A 15,888-nucleotide genomic window follows, 5' to 3' on the forward strand; every position below is an offset into this window, starting at 1 on the left:
GCTCGGCCGGGCGGACGCGGAGGACGCTCCGATCTAGGCTGGAGGCATGCCCGCACGGATCAACCCCAGCATCCTCTCCGCCGACTTCGTGAACTTCGAGGCCGAGCTGCAGCGCATCGCCGGAGCCGACCTCGTGCACGTCGACGTGATGGACAACCACTTCGTGCCGAACCTCACCTTCGGGCTGACCATGGTCCAGCGCCTCCAGGACGTCTCGCCCCGGCCGCTCGACCTGCACCTGATGATCGAGGACCCCGACCGGTGGGCCCCCGACTACGCCGAGACCGGCGCCTTCTCCGTGACCTTCCACGCCGAGGCCGCGCGCGACGCCGTGGCCCTGGCGCGGCGCCTGCGCGAGATCGGCTCGCGGGCGGGGATCGCGCTCAAGCCGGGCACGATGGTGGACGACTACCTCGACCTCCTGCTCGAGTTCGACCAGGTCCTCGTGATGACGGTCGAGCCCGGCTTCGGGGGTCAGTCCTTCATGGAGGAGACGATGCCCAAGCTGCGCACCCTCCGGAACGTGGTGGACCGCACCGGGCTCGACGTCTGGCTCCAGGTCGACGGCGGGATCGCTCCCGGCACGATCGAGATCGCAGCGGAGGCGGGAGCCGACACCTTCGTCGCGGGCTCCGCGGTCTTCGGCGCGGACGACCCGGAGGCCGCGATCGCGTCGCTGCGCGAGACGGCGACCGCTCACCTGCACCGGCACTGAGGCGGCCCGCGCCCGGCCGCCGTATAGACTTCCCCGGTGAAAACTTTCGACGACCTCTTCGCTGAGCTGGGCGAGAAGGCCGCCGCCCGTCCCGAGGGTTCGGGCACCGTCCGCGAGCTCGACGCCGGCGTGCACTTCATCGGCAAGAAGATCGTCGAGGAGGCAGCCGAGGTGTGGATGGCCGCCGAGTACGAGGGCGACGAGCGCACCGCCGAGGAGATCTCGCAGCTGCTCTACCACCTGCAGGTGCTCATGCTCGCCAAGGGACTGACGACGGCCGACGTCTACCGGCATCTGTGAGCCCCGCCCCGCTCGCCGGGGTGCGCCTCCCCTCCGCGCCGTCGCGCCCGCACGCTCCCCGAGGAGCCGTGCCGCCCCCTGAACAGCCGTCGAGTCATGAAGGACGTCCCGTGACCACCACCCCCGCCCCGGCGCTCCTGCGCGTCGCCGTCCCCAACAAGGGCTCCCTCTCGGAGACCGCCGGTCAGATGCTCGCGGAGGCCGGCTACACCGGCCGCCGCGACCCGAAGGAGCTGCACGTCGTCGACGAGCGCAACGGGGTGGAGTTCTTCTACCTGCGCCCGCGCGACATCGCCACCTACGTCGGCTCCGGCGCTCTCGACGTCGGGGTCACCGGCCGCGACCTCCTGATCGACTCCGGCTCCGAGGCGCGCGAGATCGCGAGCCTCGGCTTCGCCAACTCCACCTTCCGCTTCGCCGGGCCCGCAGGCCGCTACGACGAGCTCGCGCAGATCGACGGCCTCCGCGTGGCGACCAGCTACCCGGGCCTCGTGGGCCGCTTCCTCCGGGAGCACGGCGTCGAGGTGACGCTGATCCGCCTCGACGGCGCGGTCGAGTCCGCGATCCAGCTCGGCGTCGCCGACGTCATCGCCGATGTCGTCGAGACCGGCACCACGCTCCGCAAGGCCGGCCTCGAGATCTTCGGCCCGGTCATCCTGGACTCGACCGCCGTCCTGGTCTCCGCCGCGGGGGAGCCCGAGGGCATCCCGGTGCTGCTGCGCCGCCTGCAGGGCGTGCTGGTCGCCCGCGAGTACGTGCTGCTCGACTACGACTGCCCCGTCGCGCTCCTGGAGAGCGCCACGGCGATCGCCCCGGGCTTCGAGTCGCCGACGGTCTCGCCGCTGCACGACGCCGAGTGGGTGGCCGTCCGCGTGATGGTGCCGCGCTCGGACATGAACCAGGTGATGGACCGCCTGTACGACCTGGGCGCCCGCGCGATCCTGGTCACCTCCATCCACGCCGCGCGCCTGTAGAGGGGGAGCCGATGAGTCTCGCCGTCCGCGTCATCCCCTGCCTCGACGTCGCCGCCGGCCGCGTCGTGAAGGGCGTCAACTTCCAGAACCTGCGCGATGCGGGCGACCCCGTCGAGCTCGCCCGCCTCTACTTCGAGCAGGGCGCCGACGAGCTGACCTTCCTCGACGTCACCGCCACGGTCGACGACCGCTCGACCACCTACGACGTGGTGCGGGCGACCGCCGAGCAGGTCTTCATCCCGCTCACGGTCGGCGGAGGCGTGCGCAGCGCCGAGGACGTCTCGCGACTGCTCGCGCACGGCGCCGACAAGGTGGGCGTCAACTCCGCCGCGATCGCCCGGCCCGAGCTCCTCGGCGAGATCGCCGACGTCTTCGGCGCGCAGGTGCTCGTGCTCTCGCTCGACGTCAAGCGGAGCGACGCCACGGCGTCCGGCTTCGTCGTCACCACTCACGGCGGACGCCGCGAGACCGAGCTCGACGCCCTGGCCTGGGCGGCCGAGGCCGTCGAGCGCGGCGCCGGGGAGCTGCTGGTCAACTCCATCGACGCCGACGGCACCAAGCAGGGCTTCGACCTCGAGCTGATCGCCGCGATGCGCGAGCTGAGCTCCGTGCCGGTCATCGCCTCCGGAGGCGCCGGCGCCGTCGAGCACTTCGCTCCGGCCGTCGACGCGGGAGCCGACGCCGTGCTCGCCGCCTCCGTCTTCCACAACCGCGAGCTGACGATCGGCGACGTCAAGCGCGCGCTCGCCGCCTCCGGGATCGAGATCCGATGACCCCCGCCGAGCTCGACGCCGTCCTGGACCGCGCCGCCTTCGATCCGACCGGGCTCCTGCCCGCGATCATCCAGCAGCACGACACCCGCGAGGTGCTCATGATGGGCTGGATGGACCGCGAGGCGCTCCGGCGGACCCTCACCGAGGGCCGCGTCACCTTCTGGTCGCGCTCGCGCCAGGAGTACTGGCGCAAGGGCGACACGTCCGGGCACGCGCAGTACGTGCGGGGTGCCGCCCTCGACTGCGACGCCGACACCCTGCTGGTCCAGGTCGAGCAGATCGGCGCAGCCTGCCACACGGGCGAGCACGCCTGCTTCGACGTCGACCCCCTCGTGCCGTTCACCGGCCTCGGTCCGGCGGAGTGAGCATGAGCGGACGGCGGCTGAAGTACACGGCGATCCTCGGGGTCGTGCTGCTCGCCGCGCTCGAGCTGACCTCCTCCACCCAGACCTGGTCCACGCTGACCCTGGCCGCGATCGAGGGGGAGGGCCAGCGGATCGACGTGGCCGGGACCGTCGCCGCGCCCGCGCTCTCCGCCCTGGCGCTCGCGGGCCTCGCCCTCGCCGCGGCCCTCGCCATCGCCGGCCCCGTCTTCCGGATCGTGCTCGGTGTGCTCCAGGCCGTCCTCGGCGCCTCGGTGGTGCTCGCGGCCGCGACGGCACTGGGCGACCCCGTGCGCGCCGGCGCTTCGCTCGTCACCGAGGCGACCGCCATCGCGGGGGAGCAGTCCGTCGCGGCGCTCGTGGCCTCGTCCTCCGCGACGGCCTGGCCCGTCGTCGCCCTGGTCTGCGGCGTGCTCACCGCGCTGCTCGGGATCGGCGTCCTCGTGACCTCGGGCCGCTGGCCGGGAGCGGCGCGGAAGCGCGCCTCCCGCTTCGAGCCCGCCGACGGCTACGGCCACGGCGCGTCGACCGTGCAGACGGACGACGGCGACATCGACCCGGTCGTCTCGTGGGACGAGCTCTCGCGCGGCGACGACCCCACCTCGGGCCGCTGACACCGGCCGCGGTCGTGTCCGGCGGTCCGGCATCCCCGCCTCCTGCAGGCGGCTGCGCAGGCGAGTCCGGGGCCGGGCGCTCAGGCGCCTCACGCTAGACTGCTCTGGTCCCGATGCACCCCCAGGAGGAGACCCATGAGCACCGAGCACGACGACGACAACCACGGCCACTCGCCCGCAGCGTGGACGGCCGTCGTCATCATGCTGGTCGGATTCACGATCGGCACGACCGCGTTCTGGTTCGACGTGCCCCTGGTGGTCTGGCTCTCGGCCGGCCTGGTCGTGGTGGGTCTGCTCGTGGGCATGGGCATGGCCAAGGCGGGCTACGGCGTCAACGGCGCGAAGGCGAACCCGAAGGCGCGCGCCTAGGTGCTCGCCGACCTCACCGCCGGCGCCCTGGCCGACGCGGCCCGGCGCCGCGAGAGCGCCCCGCTCGAAGCCGTCGAGCGCCGCGCGCTCGCCCAGGCGCCCGCCCTCGACGCCCTGGCCGCTCTGGCCCCCGCCGAGCGCGTCAGGATCATCGCCGAGGTGAAGCGCGCCAGCCCGTCGCGCGGAGCCCTCGCCGACATCCCCGTCCCCGCCGAGCTGGCCGGGCAGTACGAGCTCGGGGGAGCGAGCGCGATCAGCGTCCTCACCGAGGAGCGCCGCTTCAAGGGGTCCCTCGCGGACCTCGAGGCGGTCCGCGAGCGCGTGTCGATCCCCGTCCTGCGCAAGGACTTCGTCGCCGAGCCGTACCAGGTCCTCGAGGCCCGCGCGGCCGGAGCCGACCTGGTCCTCCTCATCGTCGCCGCGCTCGAGCAGCCCCTGCTCGCCGAGCTGCACGCCCTCGTGCTCGAGCTGGGGATGACCCCGCTCGTCGAGACGCACTCGGCCGACGAGCTCGAGCGGGCCGCCGACCTCGGCGCGCGGCTCATCGGCGTGAACGCCCGCGACCTCTCCACCTTCCAGCTCGACCGCGACCTCTTCGGCCGCCTCTCCGAGCGCTTCCCCGACGATGCGGTGAAGGTGGCCGAGTCGGCCGTCCTCACCGCCGACGACGTCGCGCACTACCGCGGCTCCGGAGCCGACGTCGTCCTCGTGGGCGAGGCTCTCGTCACCGGCGGCGACCCCGTCTCCACCCTCGCCGGCTTCCTGGCGCACTGACCACACCGATAGGCGGTACCCCCATGGCACTCCGGGATGAACTCGGCCCCTACTTCGGCGAGTTCGGCGGACGCTACGTCCCCGAGTCCCTCGTCGAGGCCCTCGACGAGCTGAGCGCCGAGTACGAGCGCACGAAGGTCGATCCCGCGTTCGCGGCAGAACTGATGGAGCTGCACCGCAGCTACACCGGTCGTCCGTCGATCATCACCGAGGTGCCGCGGTTCGCCGAGCACGCCGGCGGTGCGCGGATCATCCTCAAGCGCGAGGACCTCAACCACACCGGCTCGCACAAGATCAACAACGTGCTGGGCCAGGCGCTGCTCACCAAGCGGATCGGCAAGACCCGCGTCATCGCCGAGACGGGAGCGGGCCAGCACGGCGTCGCGACCGCCACGGCCGCCGCCCTGTTCGGCCTCGACTGCGTGGTCTACATGGGCGAGGTCGACACCGAGCGCCAGGCCCTCAACGTCGCCCGCATGCGCCTGCTCGGCGCCGAGGTGATCCCCGTGACGACCGGCTCGCGCACCCTCAAGGACGCGATCAACGACGCGATGCGCGACTGGGTGACGAACGTGGGCACCACGAACTACATCTTCGGCACCGTCGCGGGCCCGCACCCGTTCCCGGCCCTCGTCCGGGACTTCCAGAAGATCATCGGCGAGGAGGCGCGCGAGCAGGTCCTCGAGCTCACCGGCTCGCTGCCCACCGCGGTCACCGCCTGCGTCGGCGGCGGCTCCAACGCGATGGGGATCTTCCACGCCTTCCTCGACGACCCCGAGGTCCGCCTCGTCGGCTTCGAGGCCGGCGGCGACGGGATCGAGACCCCCCGCCACGCGGCGACCATCAGCAAGGGCCGCCCCGGCGTCCTGCACGGCGCCCGCAGCTTCCTCCTCCAGGACGAGGACGGCCAGACCGTCGAGTCGCACTCGATCTCGGCCGGCCTCGACTACCCGGGCATCGGCCCGGAGCACGCGTGGCTCTCGAGCATCGGCCGCGCCGACTACCGCGCGGTCACCGACTCGGCCGCGATGGACGCGCTCATGCTGCTCAGCCGTACCGAGGGGATCATCCCCGCGATCGAGTCCGCGCACGCGCTGGCCGGCACGCTGGAGCTCGGGCGCGAGCTCGGCCCCGAGGCCACCATCCTGGTCAACCTCTCGGGCCGCGGCGACAAGGACATGACGACCGCTGCGCACTACTTCGGCCTCATGGACCAGGGCGCGGTGCAGTCGTGAGCGGCCGCGGACCGAGCGTCGCCGAGACCGTCCGGCGCCGGAACGAGGAGGCGACGGGCGCCCTGATCGGCTACCTCCCCGTCGGCTTCCCCGACCTGCCGACCAGCATCGACGCCGCCGTGGCCATGGCCGAGAACGGCGTCGACGCGATCGAGCTGGGCCTGCCCTACTCCGATCCGGTGATGGACGGACCCGTCATCCAGGAGGCGACCCAGGCCGCCATCGCGGGGGGCTTCCGCCTCCGCCACGGCTTCGAGGCCGTCCGCGAGATCCGGGCGCGCGTCGACGTGCCGGTCCTGGTGATGACCTACTACAACCCCGTCCTGCAGTACGGGGTCGAGCGCTTCGCCACCGATCTGGCCGAGGCCGGCGGGTCCGGCCTCATCACGCCCGACCTGATCCCGGACGAGGGCGCCGAGTGGCTCGCCGTCTCCGAGCGGCTCGGACTCGACCGCGTGTTCCTCGCGGCGCCGTCCTCGACGGACACGCGCCTGCGTCAGGCCGTCGACTCGAGCCGTGGATTCGTCTACGCGGTCTCCACGATGGGCATCACCGGCGCGCGCACCGACGTCGACTCCGCGGCCCGCACCCTGGTCGACCGCCTCCGCGCCGCCGGCTCCGAGAGCGCGTGCGTCGGCCTGGGCATCTCGACCGGCGAGCAGGTCGCCGAGATCCTCGCCTACGCGGACGGCGCCATCGTCGGATCCGCCCTGGTGCGGGCGCTGGCGTCCGGCGGGGTCGACGCGGTCGCCGAGACCTCCCGCGGCCTCGCCGAGGGCACCCGCCTGCGCTCCGCGCGCTGACACCCTCCCGCTACAATCGGGATGCCCACCGGGGCGCGGCCGAGCCGTGCCCGGGGGACCCCCTCCTTCGAAAGGTCGAGTACCGGTGTCCGTACCGCTGAGCATTCCGAGCCCCCCCGACGCGTGGAGTCAGTACGACCTCACGATCGGCACCTTCACGCTCGCGATCCACACCTACGCGCTCTGCATCCTCGCGGGGATCATCGTGGCGACGATCATGACGAACCAGCGCCTCAAGCGCCGCGGCGCGGAGCCGTGGGTCGTGCTCGACATCATCATCTGGGCCGTGCCGCTCGGCATCGTCGGCGCCCGCGCCTACCACGTGCTCACCCACCCCGGCGACTACTTCTACGACGGCGCCGACCCGTGGGAGGTCGTCCGCATCTGGAACGGCGGCAACGCCATCTTCGGCGGGCTCATCGGAGGCGCGGTCGGCGCGTTCATCGGCTGCCGCTGGACAGGAGTGCGCTTCTGGACCTTCGCCGACGCCCTCGCCCCCGGCATGCTCGCCGCGCAGGCGCTCGGGCGCCTGGGCAACTGGTTCAACCACGAGCTCTTCGGCCTGCCCACGACCCTGCCCTGGGGCCTCGAGATCGAGACCACCAACCCGGCCTTCCCCGTCGGCCTCCCGGCGGGCACGCTCTTCCACCCGACCTTCCTCTACGAGATCCTCTGGAACGTCGTCGGCATCGCGGTCATCCTCCTGCTCGAGCGCCGTCTCAAGCTGCAGTGGGGCACCGTCTTCGCCGCCTACCTGATCTGGTACGGGATCGGCCGCGTCTGGTTCGAGTCCATCCGGATCGACCCGAGCGAGTTCTTCTGGGGCATCCGCACCAACGTCTGGGCCGCGCTCATCGCCGTGGTCATCGGCCTGGTCCTCGTGGTCATCCAGAAGCGCGAGCACCCGGGCGCCGAGCCCTCGGCCTACCGGCCGGGTCGCGAGTGGACGCCCGCCCCGGCTGCGGTAGAATTCGAGGACGTCGAGTCCGACTCCGACGACACCACCACCCCTGCTTCCGGCACCGACGCCGAGAAGCCGACGGTCTCCCGCACCTGACGGAGGTCGCGGAGCCTCCGCGACCGCCTCCCGGGTGCCCGACACCTGACACCTCCACGACCGCCCCATCGCGGCGCAGCCACGAGCGCTGCCGCGGGCGGGTCGTCGTGCAGGCACCGCCGACGGCGCGCGACGCTCGCGCCACGGCAGAACCCTGCGGCCCTCCCGATCGGGGAGCCGCTCCTCCTCCACCACCGCGGGCCAGCGACGTCCCGATCAGCCATCACCCCCGTGAGGACGGTTCCCATGGCCTCCGCCCAGCCCTCGACCCCGGCCCGCGCCGTGCCCTTCCTGGGCATGCCGCCGGCGCAGGGGATGTACGACCCGGCCGCCGAGAAGGACGCGTGCGGTCTCGCGATGGTCGCCACCATGCGCGGCACCGCCGGCCACGACATCATCGACGCCGCGCTGAACGCGCTGCGCAACCTCGAGCACCGTGGCGCCGTCGGCTCCGACGCGGGAACGGGCGACGGCGCGGGGATCATCACGCAGATCCCGGACGAGTTCCTCCGCGCGGTCGCTCCCTTCGAGCTCCCGCCGCTGGGCCAGTACGCGGTGGGCAACGCCTTCCTCCCGGTGGACGTGTTCGAGCGCGAGCGTGTCAAGTCGACGATCGCCGACATCGCCCGCGAGGAGAACCTCGCCGTGGTCGGCTGGCGCTCCGTGCCCGTGCAGCCCGACGAGATCGGCACGCTCGCCCGGGCCGCCATGCCGGCGATCGAGCAGCTGTTCATCCGGAGCGAGCTGACCGACGAGAGCGGCACGCCCCTCTCCTCCGTGCGCCTCGACCGCCTGACCTTCCGCCTGCGCAAGCGCGTCGAGCGGGAGCTCGAGGTCTACTTCATGTCGCTCTCGAGCCGGACGCTCGTCTACAAGGGCATGGTGACGACGCTCCAGCTGGAGCCGTTCTACCCGGACCTGTCCGACGAGCGCTTCGCGTCGAAGCTCGCGCTGGTGCACTCCCGGTACTCCACCAACACCTTCCCGTCGTGGCCGCTCGCTCAGCCGTTCCGGATGATCGCGCACAACGGCGAGATCAACACGGTGCAGGGCAACCGCAACTGGATGCGCGCACGCCAGTCGCAGCTGAAGAGCCGCGAGCTGGGCGACCTGGCCCCGCTGTTCCCGATCGTCTCGCCCGGCCGCAGCGACTCCGCCTCGTTCGACGAGACCGTCGAGCTGCTCAACCTGGCCGGCCGGTCGCTCCCGCACGCGGTCATGATGATGGTGCCGGAGGCCTGGGAGAACCAGGACGGCGCGCTCGACCCGAAGCGCCGCGCGTTCTACGAGTACCACTCGATGCTCATGGAGCCGTGGGACGGCCCGGCCGCGATCGTCTTCACCGACGGCGAGCTCGTCGGCGCCACTCTCGACCGCAACGGGCTCCGCCCCGGCCGCTACGTCGTCACCGACGACGGGCTCGTGGTGCTCGCCAGCGAGATCGGCGTGCTCGACATCGACCCCGCGAAGGTGGTCCGCAAGGGACGCCTGCAGCCCGGCCGCATGTTCCTGGTCGACACCGAGCAGGGCCGCATCGTCGAGGACGAGGAGATCAAGGGGCAGCTCGCCGCCTCCGGTCCGTTCGAGGAGTGGCTCGAGAAGGGCCGCATCAACCTCAAGGACCTCCCCGAGCGCGAGCACATCGTGCACACGCCCGCCTCGGTCAACCGCCGCCAGCGCACCTTCGGCTACACCGAGGAGGAGGTCCGCCTCCTCCTGCTGCCGATGGCGCGCGCCGGTGCGGAGCCGCTCGGAGCGATGGGCTCGGACACCCCCGTGGCCGTCCTGTCCAAGCGCCCCCGCCTGCTCTTCGACTACTTCACGCAGGCCTTCGCGCAGGTGACGAACCCGCCGCTGGACTCGATCCGCGAGGAGGTCGTGACCTCGCTCCGCCTGGGCCTCGGCCCCGAGCGCAACCTGCTGACCGCCGGTGCCGAGCACGCGCGCCAGGTCGTCCTCGACTTCCCGGTCATCGACAACGACGAGCTCGCGAAGATCCAGCACATCGCGCCGCGCCCGCTGAGCCACATCACCACGACGATCCGCGGCCTCTACCGCGTCGACGCGGGACCCCGCGCGATGCAGGACCGCATCGACGAGATGTGCGATGAGGCCGACGAGGCCATCGCCGCGGGAGCGCAGTTCCTGGTGCTCTCGGACCGCGACTCCACCAAGGACTTCGCGCCGATCCCCTCGCTGCTGATGCTCGCCGCCGTGCACCACCACCTCATCCGCACCGAGAACCGGATGCGAGTGGGGCTCGTGGTCGAGGCGGGCGACGTCCGCGAGGTGCACCACGTGGCGACGCTCATCGGCTACGGCGCCTCCGCGGTCAACCCGTACCTGGCGATGGAGACCTGCGAGGACCTCGTCCGCAGCGGCATGCTGTCGGACGTCTCGCCGGAGAAGGCCGTGAAGAACGTGATCAAGGCGCTCGGCAAGGGCGTGCTGAAGATCATGTCCAAGATGGGCATCTCCACCGTGTCGAGCTACGCCGGGGCGCAGACCTTCGAGGCCGTCGGCCTCAGCCAGGCGTTCGTCGACCAGTACTTCACCGGCACCGTCTCGAAGCTCGGCGGCATCGGCATCGACGTCGTCGCCGAGGAGAACGCCGCGCGTCACCGCGCCGCGTACCCCGAGGACGGCGCGATCGTCGCGCATGAGCGCCTGGCGGTCGGCGGCGAGTACCAGTGGCGCCGCGACGGCGCCCCGCACCTGTTCAACCCGGACACGGTGTTCCGCCTGCAGCACTCGACGCGCAACCGCCGCTACGACGTCTTCCGCGAGTACACGAAGATGGTCGACGACCAGGCGAGCTCGCTGATGACCCTCCGCGGCATGTTCAAGCTCGACACCGCGGGGCGCACGCCGATCCCGATCGACGAGGTCGAGCCGGTCGAGGCGATCGTCAAGCGCTTCTCGACGGGCGCGATGAGCTACGGCTCCATCTCGCCGGAGGCGCACGAGACGCTCGCCATCGCGATGAACCGCCTCGGCGCCAAGTCGAACACCGGCGAGGGCGGCGAGGACACCGAGCGGCTGCTCGACCCGGAGCGCCGCTCCGCGATCAAGCAGGTCGCCTCGGGCCGCTTCGGCGTCACGAGCATGTACCTCACCCACGCCGACGACATCCAGATCAAGCTCGCCCAGGGTGCCAAGCCCGGCGAGGGCGGTCAGCTCCCGCCCACGAAGGTGTACCCGTGGATCGCGCGCACCCGGCACGCGACCGCCGGCGTCGGCCTGATCTCGCCGCCGCCGCACCACGACATCTACTCGATCGAGGACCTGAAGCAGCTGATCTTCGACCTCAAGCGGGCGAACCCGTCGGCGCGCATCCACGCGAAGCTGGTCAGCCAGTCGGGCATCGGAGCGGTCGCCGCCGGCACCGCGAAGGCCCTCGCCGACGTGATCCTCGTCTCGGGTCACGACGGCGGCACCGGCGCGAGCCCGGTGAACTCGCTCAAGCACGCGGGCACGCCCTGGGAGCTCGGCCTGGCCGAGACCCAGCAGACGCTGATGCTCAACGGCATGCGCGATCGCGTGGTCGTGCAGGTCGACGGCCAGATGAAGACCGGTCGCGACGTCGTCATCGGCGCGCTGCTCGGGGCCGAGGAGTTCGGCTTCGCGACGGCCCCGCTGATCGTCGAGGGCTGCATCATGATGCGCGTCTGCCACCTCGACACCTGCCCGGTGGGCGTCGCGACGCAGAACCCGGAGCTGCGCCAGCGGTTCTCCGGAAAGCCGGAGTTCGTCGTCAACTTTTTCGAGTTCATCGCCCAGGAGGTGCGCGAGTACCTCGCGCAGCTCGGCTTCCGGAGCGTCGACGAGATCGTCGGACACCGCGAGCTGCTCGACGTCGACCAGGCGATCGAGCACTGGAAGGCGAGCGGGCTCGACCTGACGCCGATCCTCGTCGGACCGGTCTTCACGGCGGAGGAGCCGCGCCGCCACGGCCGCGCGCAGGAGCACGAGCTCGAGCACCACTTCGACAACGAGCTGATCCGCCTCGCGGCGAACGTGCTCGACCACCGCGGCACCGTGCGGATCGAGCGCGAGATCAAGAACACCGAGCGCGCCGTCGGCACCATGCTCGGCCACGAGGTCACCGTCCGCTTCGGCGAGAACGGCCTGCCGGCCGACTCCATCGTCGTATCGCTCCGCGGCTCGGCCGGGCAGTCGCTCGGAGCGTTCCTCCCCGCCGGCATCACGCTGCGGCTCGAGGGCGACTCCAACGACTACGTCGGCAAGGGCCTCTCGGGCGGCCAGATCGTGGTGCGGCCGGACCGCCGCAGCACCTTCGACGCCTCGACGAACGTGATCGCGGGCAATGTGATCGGCTACGGGGCGACCCAGGGCACGATGTTCATCCGCGGGATGGTCGGCGAGCGCTTCCTGGTCCGCAACTCCGGCGCCACCGCGGTGGTCGAGGGAGTGGGCGACCACGCGCTCGAGTACATGACCGGCGGCCTGGCGGTGATCCTCGGCGAGACCGGGCGGAACCTCGGCGCCGGCATGTCGGGCGGCACGGCCTACATCCACGGCCTGCGCCGCGAGCTCGTGAACCGCGACGCGATCGCCTCCGGCGAGCTGACCCTCTCCGAGCTCGGCAGCGCCGACGTGGAGATCCTGCGCGACCTGCTCGAGCGGCACGTCGCGGAGACCGAGTCGACCCTAGCCCAGGGGATGCTCGACGATTTCGACGGAACGGTCTCGCGTTTCGTCAAGGTACTGCCCCGCGACTTCGCCGCGGTGCTCGCGACGCGCGCATCCGCTGTGGAGGAGGGGCTCGACCCCGACGGCGACGTCGTCTGGGGACGGATTCTGGAGGTGACCGGTGGCTGATCCCAAGGGGTTCCTGAAGGTGCAGGACCGGGAGCTGCCCAAGCGGCGTCCCGTGTCCGTCCGCCTGATGGACTGGAAAGAGGTCTACGAGCAGGGCGACTCCGCCGTGCTGCGCCGGCAGGCGGGCCGCTGCATGGACTGCGGCATCCCGTTCTGCCACAAGGGCTGCCCGCTGGGGAACCTGATCCCCGAGTGGAACGACCTGATGTGGCGTGGCGAGGGCCGCCAGGCGATCGAGCGCCTGCACGCGACGAACAACTTCCCGGAGTTCACGGGCCGGCTCTGCCCGGCGCCGTGCGAGTCGTCCTGCGTGCTCGGCATCAATCAGCCCGCTGTCACGATCAAGCAGATCGAGGTCTCGATCATCGATCAGGCCTTCGGCAACGACTGGGTGCAGCCGCACCCGCCGGAGCGCCTGACCGGCAAGACCGTCGCGGTCGTCGGCTCCGGCCCGGCGGGGCTCGCCGCAGCTCAGCAGCTCACCCGCGCCGGGCACACCGTCGCGGTCTACGAGCGCGACGACCGCATCGGCGGTCTCCTGCGCTACGGGATCCCGGACTTCAAGATGGAGAAGAAGCACCTCGAGCTCCGCCTGAACCAGATGAAGGCCGAGGGCACCCGGTTCCGCGCGGGCGTCGACATCGGCTCCGACATCACCTGGGACGACCTGCGGGCGCGCTACGACGCGGTCGTAGTCGCCACCGGTGCTCTCGTACCGCGCGACCTGCCGATCCCGGGTCGCGACCTCGACGGCGTGCACTTCGCCATGGAGTACCTCGTGCAGTCGAACCGCGCGATCGCGGGCGACCGCGTCTTCGAGCAGATCTCGGCCGAGGGCAAGCACGTCGTCGTCCTGGGCGGAGGAGACACCGGAGCGGACTGCATCGGCACCGCCCACCGCCAGAAGGCCGCGTCGGTCACGAACCTGGCGATCGGGCAGCAGCCGCCGTCGCAGCGCCCGGACAGCCAGCCCTGGCCGATGGACCCGACCGTGTTCGAGGTCTCGAGCGCCCACGAGGAGGGCGGGGAGCGGATGTTCCTCGCGTCGACCGTGGAGTTCCTCGCGAACGAGGGCGGCGAGGTCCGCGCGGTGCGCGTGGCCGAGACCGAGTACCTCGACGGACGCCGCGTCCCCAAGGCGGGCACCGAGCGCGAGATCCCGGCCGACCTGGTCCTGCTCGCCCTCGGCTTCACCGGCCCGGAGGCGGACCACCTCGGCCGCCAGCTCGACGTCCCCTTCACCGAGCGCGGCAACGTCGCGCGCGGCGACGCCTTCGAGACCACCGTCCCCGGCGTCTTCGTGGCCGGCGACGCCGGGCGCGGCCAGTCCCTGATCGTCTGGGCGATCGCGGAGGGCCGCTCCGTCGCGGCCGAGGTCGACCGCTACCTCGAGGGCACGACCCAGCTGCCGGCGCCGGTCGGCCCCAACGACCGGGGCTTCACGCTCTAGTCCCCGGGACGCGATAGTCTCGGCCCGCCAGCAATCAGCTCACCCTCCCCGCTAACGACGCGCCTCCGGGCGCAGAACAACGGAGCACCCCCTCAATGAGACGAGCGAAAATCGTCGCCACCCTCGGCCCGGCAACGTCGTCGTACGAGACCATTCGTGCGATCATCGACGCCGGCGTGGACGTGGCCCGCATGAACCTCAGTCACGGAAGCTACGACGTCCACGAAGGCATCTACCGCATCGTGCGGAAGGCCGCGGACGACGCCGGGCGCGCGGTCGCGATCCTCGTCGACCTGCAGGGTCCGAAGATCCGCCTCGGCAAGTTCGAGGGCGGCCCGTACGCCCTCGCCGAGGGCGACGTCTTCACCATCACCACCGAGGACGTCCTCGGCACGCGCGAGCTCTCGGGCACCACGTTCAAGGGCCTCCCGGACGACGTGAACCCGGGCGACATGCTCCTCATCGACGACGGCAAGGTCGCTGTCCGCGTCACCGCCGTCGAGGGCCCCCGGGTCGTCACCGAGGTCGTCGTCCCCGGCAACGTCTCGAACAACAAGGGCATCAACCTGCCCGGTGTCGCGGTCAACGTCCCCGCCCTCTCCCAGAAGGACGAGGACGACCTCCGCTGGGCGATCCGCCTCGGCGCCGACATCATCGCCCTCTCCTTCGTGCGCAACGCCAGCGACATCGAGCGCGTGCACGAGATCATGGCGGAGGAGGGCCGCAAGGCTCCCGTCATCGCCAAGATCGAGAAGCCGCAGGCGGTCGACAACCTGCAGGAGATCATCGACGTCTTCGACGGCATCATGGTCGCCCGCGGCGACCTCGGCGTCGAGCTGCCCCTCGAGGCGGTGCCGATCGTGCAGAAGCACGCCGTCGAGCTCGCCCGCCGCTGGGCGAAGCCGGTCATCGTCGCGACCCAGATGCTCGAGTCGATGATCGAGAGCCCCCGCCCCACGCGGGCCGAGGCCTCGGACGTCGCGAACGCCATCCTCGACGGCGCGGACGCGGTCATGCTCTCGGGCGAGACCAGCGTCGGAGCCTGGCCCGTCGTCACCGTGCAGACCATGGCCCGCATCGTCGAGTCCACCGAGGAGCACGGCCTGGAGCGCATCCCCCCGCTGGGGAGCAAGCCCCGCACCCAGGGCGGATCCGTCACGCTGGCCGCCGCCGAGGTCGCCGAGTTCGTCGAGGCGAAGTTCCTCTGCGTGTTCACCGAGTCGGGCGACTCGGTCCGCCGCATGACGCGCCTGCGCCACGGCATCCCGATCATCGGCTTCACCCCCGAGCCCGCCGTCCGGCGCCGCATGGCGCTGAACTGGGGCGTCCAGTCCTTCGTCACGCCGCGCGTCAACCACACCGACGCGATGTTCGCGCAGGTGGACGCGGTGCTGCTCCGCGAGGGCCTCGCCCAGGCGGGCGAGACCGTGGTCGTCGTCTCCGGATCGCCCCCCGGGCGCGCCGGCACGACGAACGACATGCGGGTGCACATCGTCGGCTCGTCCAGCTCGGCCGACAGGGCCGAGAACTGGGACCACTGAGTCCAGCACCCCCGGAGGGCCCGGTCGCGCGAGCGGCCGGGCCCTCCGGCGTTCCCCG

The 15,888-nt window shown here is 71.7% G+C and carries 14 protein-coding genes; all 14 read left to right on the top strand.

The window, feature by feature from the left end; all coding sequences use genetic code 11:
- Positions 1–46 precede the first annotated feature (46 nt).
- The 14 genes from rpe (at position 47) to pyk (ending at position 15,830) form a co-directional block, all read left to right on the top strand.
- Positions 47–715: a ribulose-phosphate 3-epimerase gene (gene rpe, locus C5D09_RS03495; protein WP_104268624.1), complete on the top strand. Its 669-nt coding sequence runs from the start codon at positions 47–49 to the stop codon at positions 713–715.
- Positions 716–751: 36 nt separating this feature from the next.
- Positions 752–1,015 (top strand): phosphoribosyl-ATP diphosphatase, encoded by a 264-nt coding sequence (locus tag C5D09_RS03500; protein WP_055791842.1) that lies wholly within the window; start codon positions 752–754, stop codon positions 1,013–1,015.
- Positions 1,016–1,125: 110 nt separating this feature from the next.
- Positions 1,126–1,989 carry an ATP phosphoribosyltransferase gene (gene hisG / locus C5D09_RS03505; RefSeq protein WP_104221851.1) on the top strand — a complete coding sequence of 288 codons (864 nt, stop codon included), beginning with the start codon at positions 1,126–1,128 and terminating at the stop codon, positions 1,987–1,989.
- 11 nt (positions 1,990–2,000) lie between these two features.
- Positions 2,001–2,762 carry an imidazole glycerol phosphate synthase subunit HisF gene (gene hisF, locus C5D09_RS03510; protein WP_104221853.1) on the top strand — a complete coding sequence of 254 codons (762 nt, stop codon included), beginning with the start codon at positions 2,001–2,003 and terminating at the stop codon, positions 2,760–2,762.
- Positions 2,759–3,127, top strand: a complete 369-nt coding sequence (hisI, locus tag C5D09_RS03515; protein ID WP_104221855.1) for a phosphoribosyl-AMP cyclohydrolase — start codon at positions 2,759–2,761, stop codon at positions 3,125–3,127. Before hisF ends, hisI begins: the two co-directional genes overlap by 4 nt.
- A gap of 2 nt (positions 3,128–3,129) precedes the next feature.
- Complete coding sequence (locus tag C5D09_RS03520) at positions 3,130–3,759, top strand: Trp biosynthesis-associated membrane protein (RefSeq protein WP_104260723.1); 630 nt, start codon at positions 3,130–3,132, stop codon at positions 3,757–3,759.
- A gap of 135 nt (positions 3,760–3,894) precedes the next feature.
- Positions 3,895–4,128: a DUF6704 family protein gene (locus tag C5D09_RS03525; RefSeq protein WP_104268625.1), complete on the top strand. Its 234-nt coding sequence runs from the start codon at positions 3,895–3,897 to the stop codon at positions 4,126–4,128.
- Positions 4,129–4,902, top strand: coding sequence for an indole-3-glycerol phosphate synthase TrpC (gene trpC / locus C5D09_RS03530; protein WP_104221862.1), 774 nt, complete (start codon positions 4,129–4,131; stop codon positions 4,900–4,902).
- 23 nt (positions 4,903–4,925) lie between these two features.
- The gene (gene trpB, locus C5D09_RS03535; RefSeq protein ID WP_104225310.1) at positions 4,926–6,137 is read left to right on the top strand and encodes a tryptophan synthase subunit beta; all 1,212 of its coding nucleotides are present in this window, start codon (positions 4,926–4,928) and stop codon (positions 6,135–6,137) included.
- Entirely contained in the window at positions 6,134–6,940 is an 807-nt protein-coding gene (gene trpA, locus C5D09_RS03540; RefSeq protein WP_104268626.1) for a tryptophan synthase subunit alpha, read from the top strand. Before trpB ends, trpA begins: the two co-directional genes overlap by 4 nt.
- Positions 6,941–7,025: 85 nt before the next feature.
- Positions 7,026–7,997, top strand: coding sequence for a prolipoprotein diacylglyceryl transferase (lgt, locus tag C5D09_RS03545; protein WP_258059820.1), 972 nt, complete (start codon positions 7,026–7,028; stop codon positions 7,995–7,997).
- A gap of 246 nt (positions 7,998–8,243) precedes the next feature.
- Positions 8,244–12,839, top strand: coding sequence for a glutamate synthase large subunit (gene gltB / locus C5D09_RS03550; protein ID WP_104268627.1), 4,596 nt, complete (start codon positions 8,244–8,246; stop codon positions 12,837–12,839).
- A complete protein-coding gene (locus tag C5D09_RS03555; RefSeq protein WP_104246790.1) occupies positions 12,832–14,289 on the top strand; it encodes a glutamate synthase subunit beta in 1,458 nt (485 codons plus the stop codon). The genes gltB and C5D09_RS03555 overlap by 8 nt, the downstream gene beginning before the upstream one ends.
- Before the next feature lie 95 nt (positions 14,290–14,384).
- The gene (gene pyk / locus C5D09_RS03560) at positions 14,385–15,830 is read left to right on the top strand and encodes a pyruvate kinase (RefSeq protein ID WP_104221869.1); all 1,446 of its coding nucleotides are present in this window, start codon (positions 14,385–14,387) and stop codon (positions 15,828–15,830) included.
- Positions 15,831–15,888 lie beyond the last annotated feature (58 nt).

This window comes from Rathayibacter sp. AY1C9, assembly GCF_002932315.1.
In the GTDB taxonomy this organism is placed as follows: domain Bacteria; phylum Actinomycetota; class Actinomycetes; order Actinomycetales; family Microbacteriaceae; genus Rathayibacter.